Source organism: Fuscovulum sp., from assembly GCA_035192965.1.
GTDB lineage: Bacteria > Pseudomonadota > Alphaproteobacteria > Rhodobacterales > Rhodobacteraceae > Paragemmobacter.
In genome coordinates, this window is sequence record CP136571.1 from 1,928,285 (window position 1) to 1,944,190 (window position 15,906).

A 15,906-nucleotide genomic window follows, 5' to 3' on the forward strand; every position below is an offset into this window, starting at 1 on the left:
AGCCCGGGACCCGGTCCCCACCCTCAGCGCTCCGCCCATAGCGCGTCATAGACGGCGCGGATGCCCGCCACTTCGCGCTCCACGCTGAACAGGCGCACGGCGCGCTCCCGCGCCGCCAAGGAAAAGGCCGCATGCCGCACCGGATCGGACAGCAGGGCTACCGCCGCCTCTGCCGCGCATTCGGCATCCTCCAGCGGCACGATGATCCCCGCCTGATCATTTCCCTCCGCCCGGCCTGCAAACTCGGCGAAATGCCCGGTCTGGCTTGCAATGATCGGCACGCCGCAGGCCATCGCCTCAATCGGCGTCACGCCATAGCCTTCATAGCGGGGCAGGGCCATCAGCAGCCGGGATCCCTGCATCAGCGCGGGCATCCGCTCTGCTGCCACCTCGCCCGGAAACAGGATGCGGCGTTCCAATCCCGCCGCGGCCACCTCGCCCTTCAGCCGCGCCAGAAATGCCTCATCCCCGCCTTTGGCCAACCCCACCACCACCGCCACGGCCCCCGGCAACCGGGGCAGGGCGCGGATCATCGCCTGCACGAACAGGTCCGTCCCCTTTTCGCTGCGGACCCGCCCCACCGTCAGGATACCGTATTCCCCCGGATATCCCGTCGCCGCCCATGCGGCCGCGCGGTCAGCAGCCGGCACAAACCGCGCCACATCCACCCCATGGGGCACCACCGCGCGCACCCCCGGCACAAACCCCGCCGCCGCCTCGGTCGTGGCGATCACCGCATCCATCCGGGAAATCAACCAGCGCGGCCAAGCCGAATGCCGCCTTTGCGCGGCGGATGTAAACACAATCCGCACCGGCAACCGCAGCACATCCCGCGCAAACAGCGCCAGCTGCATTTCCGGGTTGCGCCGCACATGCCAGATGGAAAACGCCCGCCCCGCAGGCGGCACCCGCGCCAAGGCCAGCGCCTGCCGACGGGTCACCGGCGCAGGGCAGCCGGGCAGGGGATGGCCCACCAACACTGCCCTCAGATCGCGCCCTTGCGCGGCCAGCACAGCGGCAGCGGTGGCCGATACCCCGGTGAACCGGGGATTGAGGTTGGTGACGTAAACCTCGGCGGCCCCATCATCCCTGCGGTTATCGGCCATGCGGCGTCCCTCTGCTGCGCGCCCCATAGACCCCGCCCGATGCGGCCCTGTCAACGTGGCCGTGCCGTTGCGTCCCCCCGTCACACCCGCCACCGGCCCATCCTTGTTCCCCTGCGCGCGGCGGGATATATCCCTCCCTCTCAGGGGTTTGTCCCCGATGCTGCAGGCAGGCATGGCCACCAGAGAAAGCAGAACCACGCGGCTCGGCCATTGGCTGACGGATTGCCTCATCCGGGGGGCGATCTGGCTGATGCTGCGCCTGCCCTTCGATGCACGGCGCAAGCTCGGCGCCTTCCTGATGACGCGTGTCGTCGCCCCCTTGGGCGGCTATCGCGCCCGCATCCGCGAAAACCTCGCCCTGATCCGCCCCGATCTGACCGCGGCCGAAATCCGGCAGATGGAACTCGCCGTCCCCCGCAGCATCGGCCGCACGCTGGCCGAGCTTTACTCCGGCCCCGACCTGATCGCCCGCGTCGCCCGTGAACCGCTGCAAGGCGCAGGCGTCGCCGCACTGGAACAGGCGCATCGCACCGGCCGCCCCGTCCTCTTGGTGACGGGGCATCTGGGCAATTACGATGCCATCCGTGGCGGGCTGATCGCGCGCGGTTACCGTGTGGGCGGCCTCTACCGCCCGATGGACAACGCCTTTTTCAACCAACACTACGTCGCCGCCATCTCGCGCATCGGCACGCCCCTGTTCCCGCGCGGACGCAAGGGTCTGGCCGACATGCTGCGCTTTCTCAAAAGCGGCGGCATGGTGGGCGTCGTGCTGGATCAGGCGATGGGCGACGGCGCGATGCTGCGCTTCTTCGGTCAGCCTGCGCTGACATCCCTCTCGCCCGCCGAAATGGCCCTTCGTTACGACGCATTGATCCTGCCCACCTATGGCATCCGCCGCCCCGATGGTGGCTTCGACATGATCGTCGAAGCGCCGATCCCGCATACGACCGCCGAACAGATGACCCAGGCCCTGAATGACAGCCTCGAGGTCCAGGTCCGCGCCCATATGGATCAATGGCTTTGGACACACCGCCGTTGGAAGATGGGCAGCCGTACCGCCTGACCCGTCACCCTTGGGGCAATTGCGCCAGAATAAGCGCCGCCGTTGCCGCCACCCCGTCCGCCTCTGCCGCCAGCACCCCGCTTGCCGCCTCGGTCAGTGCCCGCCGTCCGCCCGCATCGCCCAGCACCCGGCCCAGCACTGCCGCCATCGACGCCGCATCCGTCACCGGCTGCGCCGCGCCAGCCGCATCCAGCCGGGCATAAAGATCGGCGAAATTGCCCACATGCGGGCCATGCAGAATGGCCGATCCGTGCAGCGCGGGTTCATAGGCATTGTGCCCCCCGATCCCCGGCACCAGCGACCCGCCGACAAAGCTCACCGGGCACAGATCGAACCACAGCCCCATCTCGCCCAACGTGTCGGCCAGATAGACCTGCGCCCCCGGCGCGTCTCCCCGGCTGCGCCACCCTTGGCTCAGTCCCTGCGCCGCCAATATCTCCCCGATTTCCTCCGCCCGCGCCGGATGACGCGGCGCAAGGATCAAAAGCGCATCCGGGTGTGTCTGGCACAAGAGGCGGTGCGCGTCAGCGACCGCCGCCTCTTCCCCGGCATGGGTTGATGCCGCCAGCCACACAGGACGTCCCGCGATCAGTCCCTTAAGCTGCGCCAGCGCGCCGGGATCCACCGGCAACCGCTCTGCCGCCCGTTTCAGGCTGCCCGTGACCTGCACGCGCGCGCTCTCGGCCCCGAGTAAGACCAGCCTCTCGCCCATCGCCGCATCAGGGGCCGCCAGCAACGTGAACCGCCCCAGAATCGCCCGTGCCAGACCGCCCATCCGCCCCCAACGCCGGGCAGACCGGTCCGACATGCGCGCATTGGCCAAAATCAGCGGAATCCCCCGCGCGTGGGTGGCATGGATCAGGCGTGGCCAGAACTCGCTTTCCACCATCACCGCCACATCGGGCCGCCAATGATCCAGAAACCGCGCCACCGGGCCGGGCAGATCCAGCGGCAGGAACTGCACGATCACCCGCTCCGGTACCCGCGCCTGCATCAACCCCATCGCCGTGACGGTGGTGCAGGTCAGCAGGACTGTCACCCCCGTCTGCGCGGTCAGCGCCTTCAGCAGGGTCAGCACGGACAGCCCTTCCCCCACGCTCACGGCATGCAGCCAGATCACCCGCCCTTCTGGCCGCGCCGTGCTGATCTGGCCCAGCTTTTCCGTCCAGCGCGCCGGGTCTTCCTTCCCCCGCGCCAGACGTTTGCGCAGGATCGCAGGCCCAAAAGGCGAGATGATCTGCGTCACGGCCAGCCAGACGCCCAGCAGAGCCGAGTCAGGCGGCATCTGCGGCGGTGCCAGCGGTGTCTGGGGAAGTCCGGGTTCTGTCATGCCCGTCCCCATACACCGCCACGCGGGTGCTGTCACTTCACCGCCCGCGACGGGTCACTTTGTCAGGATCAACTTGCCTGCACGTGTGATGCGCAGCGCATAGACCTGCCCATCCAGCGCGATGCGCGCCTGCACGCCGCCCTTGGTCAGCGCCCGCGCATCATGCAGCGGTGCGCCCTCGGCCGGGGCAATCACGGTCCGGGTCGTCGCGGGCCGTGCCACGGGGATATCCAGCCGCATCGGATCGGGGCGCATGTTCATCGTCCTGCCTCCATCCGGTCGAACAGGGCCTCAAGCCCGGTTCCCGCACTGGCCGGGGTCCAGCCCGTCAAGGCCAGCCGGAACAGATCCGCAGTTTCTGTCGCGGGCGACAGGGGAAGCGGGTCCGATAGAAGAAAATTCCAAATCATCCGGGTCATCTCGCCATCTCTCAATTCAGGGGGGCGCCGGGCTGACCGCAGGGGTTGGCTGGGGGTGTGAAAGAAACCTAGCAAAACAGTCGGAAATGTAAAGCTGATTCTGCCCTGTCGCTTTTTCCCGGCCAAAGCGATGCCCCAAACCCTTTTCGCGCGGGCCGACCCCTGCTAACCAAGCATGATGCGAGTAGGGACGACATCATGACCAACGCCAGCCTCACCTGTTTCAAGGCCTATGATATCCGCGGCCGCCTTGGCCATGATCTGGATACAGGCATCGCCACCCGCGTCGGCCGCGCCTTTGCCGAGGTGCTGGGCACCCGCCGCGTCGTTCTGGGCCGCGACATTCGCGCCTCATCGCAAGAACTGGCCGATGCCGTGGCCGACGGTTTGATGGCGGCCGGGGCAGAGGTGCTCGATCTGGGCCTTTGCGGGACCGAGGAAGTCTATTTCGCCACCGGCCATCTGGGCGCGGATGGCGGTATCTGCGTCACCGCCTCGCACAACCCGATGGATTACAACGGGATGAAGATGGTCCGCGCAGGTTCTGCGCCGCTGGATGCCGCCACCGGCCTTGCCGCGATCAAGGCATTGGCGGAATCGCAGGCTTTCGCAGCGCCCAAACCCGGCGGGCGCATCACCGATGCCTCGGCCACCCGCGCCGCCTATGTCGATCGCGTGCTGTCCTTTGTCGACCTGTCCGCCCTGCGCCCGCTGCATATCCTGATCAATGCGGGCAACGGCGCAGCAGGGCCGACGTTCGATGCCATCGCCGCCGCCCTCTCCGCCCGTGGCGCGCCCTTGCGCTTCACCCGCCTGCACCACGATCCCGATGGCACCTTCCCCAATGGCATCCCGAACCCGCTGCTGCCCGAGAACCAGCCCGTCACCGCGCAGGCCGTGGTGGCCGCTGGGGCCGATATGGCCGTGGCCTTCGACGGCGATTTCGACCGTTGCTTCTTTTTCGATCATCAAGGCGCCTTCGTTCCCGGCGAATATGTCGTTGGCCTGCTGGCCGAAACCTTCCTCGCCAAGGAACCCGGTGCCGCCATCGTCCACGATCCACGGGTGATCCTTGCCACCCAGGCCGCGGTTGCCGCCGCCGGGGGCAGGGCGGTCATGGCCCGCACGGGACATGCTTTCCTCAAACAGGCCCTGCGCGATACGGGCGCGGTCTATGGCGGCGAAATGTCTGCCCATCACTATTTCCGCGATTTCTTTGCCTGCGACAGCGGCATGATCCCCTGGCTTCTGGTGGCCGAACTTATGGGCCGTACCGGCCAACCGCTTGCCACCCTTCTTGCCGACCGCCGCGCCGCCTTCCCCTCCTCGGGCGAGATCAACTTTCGCGTCCCCGACGTGAAAGCCGCCATCGCGCAGGCCGAGGCCGCCTATGCGCCAAAAGCCATCAGCCGCGACGATACCGATGGCCTGTCGCTCGATTTCGGTACCTGGCGGATGAATCTGCGCGGTTCAAACACCGAACCGCTTTTGCGCCTGAACGTCGAATCCCGCGCCCGTCCCGATCTTGTGGATCAGGCCGTGGCCGAGATCAGCGCGCTGTTCTCCTGACGCCACACCCGGCACAGCTCCCGGGGGCTGTCTGCCCCGTCAGCCATAGGCCCTTGAACCGATGGCGGGCGCGATGGCCAACCCCCGAGGATATTTTCACAGAGAAGAAAGGGGCAGGGCAGCCGGATCCTTACATCACAGCGCCGATCTGCCAGGGCACGAACTCCGCGCCGCCAAAGCCCAGCTCCTCGGACAATGTCTGTTGGCCCGAGGCGACGGCGATGATCTTGTCCAAAATCTCCTCCCCCTTTGCCTCGATGCTCACCCCTTCGGTCAGGATGTCACCGCAGTTGATGTCCATGTCCTCGGCCATGCGGGCATACATTTCCGAATTGGTCGCCAGCTTGATGCAGGGGCTTGGCTTGTATCCCGAAACCGACCCGCGCCCGGTGGTGAAGACGATCATCGTCGCCCCCGATGCGATCTGCCCTGTCACCGAACAAGGGTCATAGCCGGGGCTGTCCATATAGGTGAAACCGGGCGTCGTGATGGGTTCGGCGAATTTGTAGACCCCCGCCAGCGGCGCCGTGCCGCCCTTGGCCACCGCGCCCAGCGATTTCTCAAGGATCGTGGTCAACCCGCCCTTCTTGTTGCCGGGGCTGGGGTTGTTGTCCATCTCCCCCTCGTTCCGCGCGGTGTAATCCTCCCACCAGCGGATTCGTTCGATCAGCCGCTCCCCCACCTCGGCCGATACCGCGCGGCGGGTGAGCAGATGTTCGGCGCCGTAAATCTCGGGCGTTTCCGACAGGATCGTCGTCCCCCCCATCCGCACCAGCAGATCGCTCGCATGGCCCAGCGCCGGGTTGGCGGTGATCCCGGAATAGCCGTCCGACCCCCCGCATTGCAGCCCGATGATCAGCTTCGACACCGGGGCAGGGCGGCGCTCCACCTGTGACGCCACCTCGGCCATCCCGCGCAACACCTCCAGCGCCTTGGCAATCGTCGCCCGCGTGCCGCCCGTGCCCTGAATCGTCATATAGCGGAAATTGCCATCCGGCCGCAGCCGCCCCTGACCCACCAGATCGGGCACCTGCATCACCTCGCATCCCAGCCCCACCAGCAGGATACCCCCGAAATTGGCATTGCGGGCATAGCCTTTCAGCGTGCGCATCAGGGTCTGGTACCCTTCATTCGTACCAGACATGCCGCAACCCGTCTGATGCACGATGGGAACGAAGCCGTCGACATTGGGCAGGGAACTCAGCACCGGGTCCTTTTCCGCCGCCTCGGCGATGAAGCGCGCGACAGAGCCCGAGCAGTTCACCGATGTCAGGATCCCGATGTAATTCCGCGTTCCGACCTGCCCATCGGCACGGTGATAGCCCATGAACTCGCGCGGCGGCAGTGCGGGCAGGGGGCGGCTTTCGCTGCCGATGGCATAGTCGTCGCTGTGCGGCGCCATGCCCAGATTGTGCGAATGCACATGCGCGCCTGCCGCGATGTCCGCTGTCGCCTGTCCGATGATCTGGCCATAGCGCAGTACGTTCTGCCCCTGCACAATCGCCCCGGCCGCGATCTTGTGGCCGCGCGGCACGGGTTGTGGCAGGGCCAGCCCTGCCACCTCGGCCCCTTTCGGCAGGTCCTCCAGCGCGATCACCACATTATCCGCACCATGCAGCCGGATCACCCCGCCGTTCTGCCCTGCCATTCCCGCTCTCCCCGCACTTTGCGCGGATTCCTTGACAGGCCGCCGCGCGTGTCTAACATGTTAGCATGTTACAGCCGCCCGAACCCTCCCCACAAGAGCCTTCCGAAGCCCGGCTCACCCCGCTGGAGCGGTTTTCCGGCTCGCTCGGTCAGCGCGTCTATCAAACCCTGCGCGAGGCGATCCTGTCGCTCGCCTATCGCCCCGGTGAGATTCTGCGTAAGCCCGAGATATGCGAGGCGCTGGGCGTCTCGCGCAGCCCCGTCGCCGATGCCGTGGCCCGGCTTGCAACCGAAGGGTTGGTCGATGTGGTCCCGCAGGCCGGCACCTTCGTCGCCCGCTTCTCGATGGAAGAGATTCGCGAAGGCGCCTTCCTGCGTGAGGCGATCGAGGTCGCCGCCATCGAACGCGTGACCGAGACGATCACCGAAGAGCAGCTCACCCAACTTCGCCGCAACCTCACGGTACAGGCCGCATTGATCGCCGATGGCGATGTGCCGGGCTTTTACCAGATGGATGCCGCGATGCATGAGCTTATCCTGTCCTATACCGGCTTTCGCCGCCTCGCGCAGGTCAGCGAAACGGCCTGGCTGCATGTGAACCGCGCGCGTCAGTTGATCCTGCCCGTACCGGGCCGCATCAGCGCCACGCTCGACGAACATCGCGCCATCCTCGCCGCGCTCGAGGCGCGCGATCCCGCCGCCGCGCGCCTTGCAACGCGCCATCATCTGCGCCAGTTGCTCACCTATCTCGAACCGCTGGAACGTGAGCGGCCCGATCTCTTTGATCCCGCCTGAAAGGCCTTCCCCCCATGACCATCCCGAACCGCCCGCGCTATGCCACGCGCCTGAATGCCTTCAAACGCAAGGGCGACACCGTGGCCGACATGATCGCCCGCGCCGGAACTGTGGGCGGTCTGAACGCCGCCGATTTGAACTTTCCCGATCATTTCGACCATCACACCCCGGCAGAACTGACCAAAATCTTGCAACAAAGCGGTATGGCGCTGAACGGCCTCGCCATGCGCTATTACACCGATCCCGGCTTCCGTCTGGGGGCCTTTACCCATCCAGACGCCGCGGTCCGCCGCGCCGCCATCGACATCACCAAGCGCGGCCTCGATGCGCTGGCCCAGATGGGTGGCACGGTGATGACGGTCTGGCTGGGGCAAGACGGCTTTGATTACAGCTTTCAGGGCGACTATGCCCGGATATGGGAGGACACGCTCGCCGGTCTGGCCGAGGTTTGCGATCACAACCCCGCGCTCGACATCTCCATCGAATACAAACCCAACGAACCGCGCTCCTGGTCGGTCCTGCCTGACATGGCCACCACCCTGCACGCCATCCGCGATGTCGCGCGCCCCAATCTCGGTGTCACGCTCGATTTCTGCCACATGCTTTTCGCAGGGGAAATGCCCGCCAAATCCGCCCTGCTTGCCGCCCGCTACTGCCGTATCATGGGCGTGCATCTGAATGACGGATACGCCAAGCGCGACGATGGCCTGATTGCCGGCACCGTCCACCCGATCCAGACGGTGGAACTCTTCTGGGTGCTGGATCAGATGGGCTATGACGGCGTGATCTATTTCGACACCTTCCCCGACCATGGCGGGATGGACCCGGTCGAGGAATCCCGCGCCAACCTCGCCCTTACCGAACGTCTGCGCTCGGTCGCGGCTGGCCTGCGCGGTGACTCACACCTCACCGCCGCCATGGCACGGCAAGACGCCGCCGCCTCCACCCGGATCATCGCCCGCGCCCTCTACGGGGCCTGACACGCTCCGCGACGGGTTCCCTCATTCTTCTCTGCCCAAATATCCTCGGGGGGTGTGGGGGGCGAAGCGCCCCCACTCCTGAGCCGAAGCGCGCAGGCGCGCAGGCGAGGCAAAAGGATTGCGTCGCCCGTCAGGGCGGCGCTCCATTTCATATGCCGTAGAACCCCGCCGCCGTGCCGCCATAGATCAGCGCCCGGTCCACATCGTCCAACCCTTCGGTCAGGCTCAGCGCCGCCGCTCGCCAATCGGCATATTCGCCGCGCAACCGGCAGACCGGCCAATCCGATCCCCACATCACCCGCTCCGGCCCGAACACCCGGAACACATGGTCCACATAGGGCCGCAAGTCCTCGACCGTCCAATCCGCATCGGCCTCAGTAATCAGGGCGGAAAATTTCACCACCGCCGCCGTCTCATCGGCGATCCGCGCCATTCCATCCGCCCAAAGCCGGAAATGCGCGTCGGATTTCTCGCGTATCTGCGGCTTCATGCAATGGTCCACCACCACCGGCAGTGTCGGGTATCGCTTCAGGATCGTCAGGAAATTCCCCAGATGGCGCGGAAATCCCAGCGCGTCAAAGCGCAGGCCAAGGTCGCACAGCGCCCGAAACGCCCATTGCACATCATCGCGCAGCATCCAGCCATCATCGGGAAGGTCCTGGATCATCGGACGCACGCCCTTGAACTTCGGATGCCCCGCCAGCCGCTTCATCTGCGCCAGATCGGCAGGCGTCTCGAAATCCACCCAGCCCACCACACCCAACACCCAAGGCACGGCATCCGCGATCCCCAACATGTATTCGGTCTCGGCCACCGTGGGTGCGGCCTGGACAAGGATCGTCCCCTCCACCCCGGCCGCCTGCAATTGCGGCCAAAGGTCCGCCGGCCCATAGGGGCGCGACAGCACCGGGTCATCCGCTGGCATCCAGCCGTAATCGCCCCGTCCGGGGTGCCAGAAATGCTGATGCGCGTCGATCTGCATGGGGTTCTCCGCTCAAACGGGCGCGTCGGGGTGGATCAACCCCTCGGCCTTCATCTCTGCCCACAGCGCCGCCGGGATCACCGCCCGCGCCGCCGCCAGATTGCTTTCCATCTCGAACAGGCTCTGCCCGCCTGGGATCACCGACACCACAGCGGGATGCCGCGCGCAGAACTGGAACGCCGCATCCACCAGCCGCACGCCATGCGCGGTGCAGAGCTCTTGCAATTGCCCGGCCTTCGCCATCGCCCAATCCGGCGCATCCTCATAGCGATACTGCGCCCCCGGTCGCGGCCCGGTGGCCAGAATGCCGGAATTGTAGGGGCCGCCCACCACCACCCCCACACCCCGCGCGGCTGCGGGGTTCATGAACCCCTCCAGCGCCTCGGTCCGCAGCAGCGAATATTCCCCCGCCATCAGGAAAATGTCGAAATCCCCCCGCGCCATCATCCAGGCGCAGGGCTCCCATTCATTCACCCCCGCGCCAAAGGCCCGGATCACGCCCTCGTCGCGCAACTGCACCAAGGCGCGGTATCCGCCCGCCATGAACTCTGCCAGCCGCGCATCCAGCGCCGCCTGCGAGCCGTGGTTGAAGATGTCCAGATCATGGGCATACAGAATGTCGATCCGGTCCAGACCCAACCGCTCCAACGAAAATTCCACCGACCGGAACACCGCATCATATCCGTAATCATAAACCTCATTGCGCGACGGAACGTCGAACCACTTGCCGAACCCGTCCCGCCTGTCCGGTGTCGTCACCCGGAACAACCGCCCGATCTTGGATGAAATCACGTATTCGCCGCGCGGCTTGCCCCGCAGAAACCGGTTCAGCCGCGTCTCCGACAGGCCCAGCCCATAAAGCGGCGCGGTGTCGAAATAGCGGACACCTCCCGCCCAGGCCGCCTCCAGCACCGCATGGGCGTCATCGTCGGAAATCGCGCGGAACAGGTTGCCGATCGGGGCCGACCCAAAGCCCAGCGTGGTAAAATCCAGCCCCCCGTTGCCGAGCCTGTCCCAATGCCGCTTTTCCTGCATGTCCGTCCCCCCGTCTTAACTGACATGCTAGTATGTTCCCCCTTCCGGTCCAATCCCTTTCCGTCTAGCCTTCCCCCATCTTGGGAGGCCCGTCTGGGAAAACAGCATGTCACGGTTCGAAAAGGTCTTCGGTGCGGGGAAGAAGCCCGTCATCGCCATGGTCCATCTGGGCGCGCTGCCCGGCACGCCGCTGCATGATGCGGCCGGCGGGGTAGAGGGCATAATCGCGGGCGCCGCAAAAGACCTTGCCGCGCTGCAGGCCGCAGGCGTTGACGCCGTGATGTTCGGCAATGAAAACGACCGCCCCTATGAGCTGAAGGTCGATACCGCCTCCACTGCCACCATGGCCTATGTCATCGGCCGCCTGCGCGACCGCATCACCCTGCCCTTCGGCGTGAACGTGCTATGGGATCCCATGGCCTCCATCGCGCTTGCCGCCGCCACGGGCGCGGCCTTCCTGCGTGAGATTTTCACGGGCACCTATGCCAGCGACATGGGCATCTGGGCCCCCGACGCAGGCGCGGCACAGCGCTATCAGCACCGCCTTGGCAATACAGGCTGCGCACTCCTCTACAACGTCTCGGCGGAATTTGCGGGCAGCCTCGATCCCCGCTCATTGCCGGACCGTGCCCGCTCGGCGGTGTTTTCCTCCATCCCTGACGCGGTCCTCGTCTCGGGCGCCATCACCGGCGAGGCGGCGGAGATGCGCGATCTGGAGGCGGTCAAGCGCGTGCTGCCGAAAACCCCCGTCCTTGCCAATACCGGCGTGAAACATGCCACCATCGCCGATGTGCTGCGCGTGGCCGATGGCTGCATCGTCGGCTCCGCGCTCAAGCTGGGCGGCGACACCTGGGCCGCCGTCGACCCCGACCGCGCCAAGGATTTCATGGACAAGGCCCGCGCCGCGAGGGGCTATTGATGCCAGCCAACCGGAGCGCTGACGCGCAAGCCTCTTTCGTCGCCTCCGCGCCTGCGCGCTCCGGCTCTGCGTTCAGGGGGCGCACGCGCCCCCTCTTGTCCCGCCTGCGGCGTGCCAATTCACCCCCTGTGGATATTTGGGCAGAGAAGAATGGGACAGGGCAGTGCAAGGGAAGTTGGACATGAACCTGCGTGATCTGATCCGCGACTACATGCTGATCCCGGGCCTTGCGGGCCATGAAGACCGCATCCGCGCCCGCATTGCCGCCGATCTGGACCGGCTTGGAATTCCCAATCGCACCGACCGCCTTGGCAATCTGTCGGCCACGCTGGAAGGCGACCCCGCCGCGCCCTCGGTTCTGGTCTTTACCCATATGGACCAGCTGGGTTTCATCCTGCGCAAGATCGAACCCAACGGCCTGATCCGGCTGGAACGGTTGGGCGGCGTACCGGAACGCGCGCTGGCCGCGCAGGCGGTGCTGATCTGCACCCGCAAGGGCGATATCCCCGCGCTGATCGCCAACAAGAGCCACCATGCCACCACGCCCGAGGAGAAGTACCGCGTCGTCCCCTATGCCGAGCTTTACGTCGACGCGGGCTTCACCTCCAAGGAACAGGCCCATGCCGCGGGTCTGCGCATTGGCGACCCGGTGGTTTATCGCCCGCATGTGATGGATCTTGCCAATGGCCGTATGGCCGGGACCAGCGCCGATGACCGCGCCGGATGCGCCGCGCTGATCGATCTTGCCGCGCGGCTGAAGGATCGCACGACTGGCCCCACCGTCCACCTCGTCTGGTCGGTACAGGAGGAATACAATCTGCGCGGCGTCCTGCCCGCCGCCACTGCCGCCAAACCCGACATCGCCTTTCAGATCGACCTGCTTCTGGCCTGCGACACACCCGACATGACCGCGCGCGGCGAGGTGACGCTGGGTGGTGGCCCCGGCATCAGCCTGTATTCCTTCCACGGGCGCGGCACGCTGAACGGGGTCATCCCGCATCCCGCGCTGGTGACGCTGATGGAAGAGGTGGCCGAGGCAGAAGGCCTGCCGCTGCAACGCTCCGCCCATACCGGCGCACTGACTGATCTGTCCTATATCCAGTTCATGGGCGAAGAGGGTGTCGCCTGCCTCGATGTGGGTTTTCCCATGCGTTACACCCATTCCGCGCTGGAGGTGGTCGATCCCGCCGATGTGGCGCAGATGGTTACCCTTTTGCAGGCCGCGCTGGCCCGCATCACCCCCGGCTTCAACCTGATCCGCTAGGGCCGCCATGACCCAAACACCGCATTACACGCTGGGCATTGACATCGGCACCTTTGAATCCAAGGGCGTTCTGGTCGATGGGGCAGGGCGGATCGTGGCGCAGGCCAGCCGCCCGCACAAGATGCTGGTCCCGCGCCCCGGCTGGGCCGAACACCGCGCGGATGAGGATTGGTGGGGCGATTTCGTCCATATCACCCGCGCCCTGCTGGCGGAGTCGGGCATCGATCCCAAGGCCATTGCCGCCATCGCCGCCTCGGCCATCGGCCCCTGCATGCAGCCCGTCGATGCGGATGGCAAACCCCTGATGAACGGCGTCCTTTACGGCGTCGACACCCGCGCGGCGGTTGAGATCGACGATCTAACCGCCCGCATCGGCGCAGATCGCATCATGGCCACCTGCGGCAATGCGCTGACCTCGCAATCGGTGGGGCCAAAGATCCTCTGGCTGAAAAACAACCACCCCGATCTTTATGCCCGCACGGCCAAGGTGCTGAACTCCACCAGCTACATCACCTGGAAACTGACCGGCGCCTATGTGATCGACCATTACACCGCGGCCAATTTCTCGCCCCTCTATGATGTCAACGCACTGGCCTGGACCGACGCGCTTGCCCCCGACATCCTGGCCCTGGACAAGCTGCCCAAACTGCTGTGGTCCACCGACATCGCCGGCCATGTCACCGCCGCCGCCGCCGCCGAGACGGGGCTGGCAGAGGGAACCCCCGTCACCTGCGGCACCATCGACGCCGCCGCCGAGGCCGTGTCCGTCGGTGTGCAGCGCCCGGGCGAGATGATGATGATGTATGGCTCCACCATCTTCATCATTCAGGTCACGTCCGACCCCGTCCGCGACCCGCGCCTGTGGTACGCGCCCTGGCTCTGGCCCGGTATGCATGCCTCCATGGCGGGGCTGGCCACATCCGGCACGCTGACCCATTGGTTCCGTGACCAGTTCGCCCGCGACGCAAGCTTCGGCGACCTGGCGGCCGAGGCGGCGGCCTCGCCCAAGGGCGCCAAGGGCCTGCTCTGCCTGCCGTATTTCAGCGGTGAACGCACGCCGATCCATGATGCGCAGGCCAAGGGCGCGTTCTTCGGCCTCGACCTGACCCATACGCGTGGTGACCTGTTTCGTGCCGTGCTGGAAGGCATCGCCAGCGGCACCGCCCATGTGCTTGACACCTATCGCGAGCTGGATGCCTTTCCCCACCGCATCCTCGCCGTGGGCGGTGGCACCAAGAATGCCGTCTGGCTGCAGGCCACATCCGATATTTCCGGCGCAGGCCAGATCGTGTGCGAGAAAACGGTGGGGGCCAGCTATGGCGATGCCTTCCTGGCCGCCACTGCGGTGGGCAAGGCGATGCCGGATGAAATCGTCGAATGGAACCCCGTCGCCCGCACCGTGCGGGCCGAGGCTGTTCCCGCCTATGCGCGCCAATACCCGTTGTTCAAACGCCTCTACACGCAGACCCGCGATATTGCCCATGAACTGGGCCAAGAGGCAGGGTCCGCCTGATGCGCTATGATCGCATGCGCCCGCAGCAGGTGCAGGCGGCCATCGCCGCGAACACCCCCGTTGTGCTGCCCTTGGGGGTGATGGAACATCACGGCGGCCACCTCCCCGCCGGGGTGGACCTGCTGGTGGTGACGGAAATCCTGAACCGGCTGGGGGATCAGATCGTCACGCTGCCCCCCTTCGCCTATGGCGCGGCCAGCCATGCCGTGGCGGGCCCGGAACACGGCACCACGCTGCATATCGACGCCTCCGCCCTCGTCCCACTGTTCGAGGCGCTGTGCACCTCCCTCCTGCGCGCGGGCTTTCGCAACCTGCACGCCATCATTCACCACCAGTCGGAGAATATCGCCCAAGGCATGCCCACTGACCTCGCCTTCCGCCTTGCCGCGCGCAACGCGATCTTCCGGTATCTTGAAGCCGAACGCGGCCCCGGCTGGTGGGGCAGCCGCGACATGCAGGATTACTATGCCAGCCATGACGCGGGCACCGATCCCTTCAACTGGATCCGCCTGCATCCCTTGTTCCCAAAGAACGAGGTCTTTCCCTTCGATCATGCAGGCGAGGGCGAAACCTCGCTCATGCTGGCCCTCGCCCCCGATACGGTGGATATGAACCGGGTGGCGGAGGGCGCCCCCTGGTGGACCGAAACCGCGCCCCGCGCCACCGTGGAAAAGGGAGAGGCGGGCGTCCAACTCGCCCTCACCCATCTGCGCCGGGTGCTCGGGCTGGCCTAGGATCAGACCAGTTCCGGCAGGTTCACCACACCCTTTTTCAAGATGAAACACCCGTAAGGCCCGCTATCGGCCGTGCGGATGATGGCAAAGGCCCGCTTGGCGGCCTCGTAGAAGGCGAACCGCTCCAAGGCCTGCATCTGAACCGCCCGCCCCTCGGCGGCGTCTATCACCGCCTGCATCCGGCCAAAGACTGGCATCTGCGCGCCAGCATCCCCCACCACCTGCATCCGCGCCACCGGGGCGGGCACAAACGTATCCAGCGGCATCAGCGACAGGATCGCCCGCGCCGCCGTGGGAATGTCGCATCCCGCCATGTCGATCAGCCGCCCATAGGTGGTTTCCGCCGCAATGGTCGCCGCAGGATGGTTCACATCGCAGATCACCAGATCATCACCGTGCCCCATGAGCATCAGCACCTGCACGATCTCCGCCGACAGGCGCGGATCGATCCCCTTCAGCATCGCCGCCCCCCTATGGCCAACAAATTTTCTGCGAAAATTCAGGCCAAGCGGGGCTGATTTTTCGCAGAAAAATCGTTGCCCCGCAGGCG

At 66.1% G+C, this 15,906-nt stretch carries 16 protein-coding genes; 8 read left to right on the forward strand and 8 right to left on the reverse strand.

Annotated features, from left to right (window positions below; all coding sequences use genetic code 11):
- Nucleotides 1–23 precede the first annotated feature (23 nt).
- The gene (locus RSE12_09475) at nucleotides 24–1,106 is read right to left on the reverse strand and encodes a glycosyltransferase family 4 protein (protein ID WRH64529.1); all 1,083 of its coding nucleotides are present in this window, start codon (nucleotides 1,104–1,106) and stop codon (nucleotides 24–26) included.
- Between the two features lie 172 nt (nucleotides 1,107–1,278).
- Here RSE12_09475 and RSE12_09480 point away from each other — a divergent pair, with 172 nt between their 5' ends.
- Nucleotides 1,279–2,169, forward strand: coding sequence for a lysophospholipid acyltransferase family protein (locus RSE12_09480; protein ID WRH64530.1), 891 nt, complete (start codon nucleotides 1,279–1,281; stop codon nucleotides 2,167–2,169).
- Between the two features lie 4 nt (nucleotides 2,170–2,173).
- On the opposite strand, the gene RSE12_09485 is transcribed toward RSE12_09480, so the two are convergent.
- From RSE12_09485 to RSE12_09495, 3 genes are read right to left on the reverse strand one after another with little or no spacing between them, the layout of a single operon-like run.
- Nucleotides 2,174–3,499: a 3-deoxy-D-manno-octulosonic acid transferase gene (locus tag RSE12_09485; protein WRH64531.1), complete on the reverse strand. Its 1,326-nt coding sequence runs from the start codon at nucleotides 3,497–3,499 to the stop codon at nucleotides 2,174–2,176.
- Nucleotides 3,500–3,553: 54 nt separating this feature from the next.
- Nucleotides 3,554–3,760, reverse strand: coding sequence for a hemin uptake protein HemP (locus tag RSE12_09490; GenBank protein ID WRH64532.1), 207 nt, complete (start codon nucleotides 3,758–3,760; stop codon nucleotides 3,554–3,556).
- Nucleotides 3,757–3,918, reverse strand: coding sequence for a hypothetical protein (locus tag RSE12_09495; protein ID WRH64533.1), 162 nt, complete (start codon nucleotides 3,916–3,918; stop codon nucleotides 3,757–3,759). The genes RSE12_09490 and RSE12_09495 overlap by 4 nt, the downstream gene beginning before the upstream one ends.
- A gap of 198 nt (nucleotides 3,919–4,116) precedes the next feature.
- Here RSE12_09495 and RSE12_09500 point away from each other — a divergent pair, with 198 nt between their 5' ends.
- A complete protein-coding gene (locus RSE12_09500) occupies nucleotides 4,117–5,487 on the forward strand; it encodes a phosphomannomutase (GenBank protein WRH64534.1) in 1,371 nt (456 codons plus the stop codon).
- Between the two features lie 130 nt (nucleotides 5,488–5,617).
- Here RSE12_09500 and RSE12_09505 read toward each other — a convergent pair whose 3' ends face one another.
- Complete coding sequence (locus RSE12_09505) at nucleotides 5,618–7,135, reverse strand: altronate dehydratase family protein (protein ID WRH64535.1); 1,518 nt, start codon at nucleotides 7,133–7,135, stop codon at nucleotides 5,618–5,620.
- A 65-nt stretch (nucleotides 7,136–7,200) separates the two neighbouring features.
- Between RSE12_09505 and RSE12_09510 the strand changes: the two genes are divergently transcribed.
- Nucleotides 7,201–7,929 (forward strand): GntR family transcriptional regulator, encoded by a 729-nt coding sequence (locus tag RSE12_09510; protein ID WRH64536.1) that lies wholly within the window; start codon nucleotides 7,201–7,203, stop codon nucleotides 7,927–7,929.
- 14 nt (nucleotides 7,930–7,943) lie between these two features.
- Nucleotides 7,944–8,909, forward strand: coding sequence for a sugar phosphate isomerase/epimerase family protein (locus tag RSE12_09515; GenBank protein WRH64537.1), 966 nt, complete (start codon nucleotides 7,944–7,946; stop codon nucleotides 8,907–8,909).
- A gap of 148 nt (nucleotides 8,910–9,057) precedes the next feature.
- On the opposite strand, the gene RSE12_09520 is transcribed toward RSE12_09515, so the two are convergent.
- Nucleotides 9,058–9,891, reverse strand: a complete 834-nt coding sequence (locus RSE12_09520; GenBank protein ID WRH64538.1) for an amidohydrolase family protein — start codon at nucleotides 9,889–9,891, stop codon at nucleotides 9,058–9,060.
- Nucleotides 9,892–9,903: 12 nt separating this feature from the next.
- The gene (locus RSE12_09525; GenBank protein WRH64539.1) at nucleotides 9,904–10,926 is read right to left on the reverse strand and encodes an aldo/keto reductase; all 1,023 of its coding nucleotides are present in this window, start codon (nucleotides 10,924–10,926) and stop codon (nucleotides 9,904–9,906) included.
- Between the two features lie 106 nt (nucleotides 10,927–11,032).
- Here RSE12_09525 and RSE12_09530 point away from each other — a divergent pair, with 106 nt between their 5' ends.
- The 4 genes from RSE12_09530 to RSE12_09545 all read left to right on the forward strand — a co-directional run bounded on the left by RSE12_09530 (nucleotide 11,033) and on the right by RSE12_09545 (nucleotide 15,356).
- Nucleotides 11,033–11,845, forward strand: a complete 813-nt coding sequence (locus RSE12_09530; GenBank protein ID WRH64540.1) for a BtpA/SgcQ family protein — start codon at nucleotides 11,033–11,035, stop codon at nucleotides 11,843–11,845.
- A gap of 181 nt (nucleotides 11,846–12,026) precedes the next feature.
- Nucleotides 12,027–13,109 carry a M42 family metallopeptidase gene (locus tag RSE12_09535; GenBank protein WRH64541.1) on the forward strand — a complete coding sequence of 361 codons (1,083 nt, stop codon included), beginning with the start codon at nucleotides 12,027–12,029 and terminating at the stop codon, nucleotides 13,107–13,109.
- A gap of 7 nt (nucleotides 13,110–13,116) precedes the next feature.
- The gene (locus RSE12_09540) at nucleotides 13,117–14,622 is read left to right on the forward strand and encodes an FGGY-family carbohydrate kinase (GenBank protein WRH64542.1); all 1,506 of its coding nucleotides are present in this window, start codon (nucleotides 13,117–13,119) and stop codon (nucleotides 14,620–14,622) included.
- On the forward strand, nucleotides 14,622–15,356 hold the full coding sequence (locus RSE12_09545; protein ID WRH64543.1) for a creatininase family protein: 735 nt from the start codon (nucleotides 14,622–14,624) through the stop codon (nucleotides 15,354–15,356). The genes RSE12_09540 and RSE12_09545 overlap by 1 nt, the downstream gene beginning before the upstream one ends.
- 2 nt (nucleotides 15,357–15,358) lie before the next feature.
- Here RSE12_09545 and RSE12_09550 read toward each other — a convergent pair whose 3' ends face one another.
- Entirely contained in the window at nucleotides 15,359–15,817 is a 459-nt protein-coding gene (locus RSE12_09550; protein WRH64544.1) for an RbsD/FucU domain-containing protein, read from the reverse strand.
- Nucleotides 15,818–15,906 lie beyond the last annotated feature (89 nt).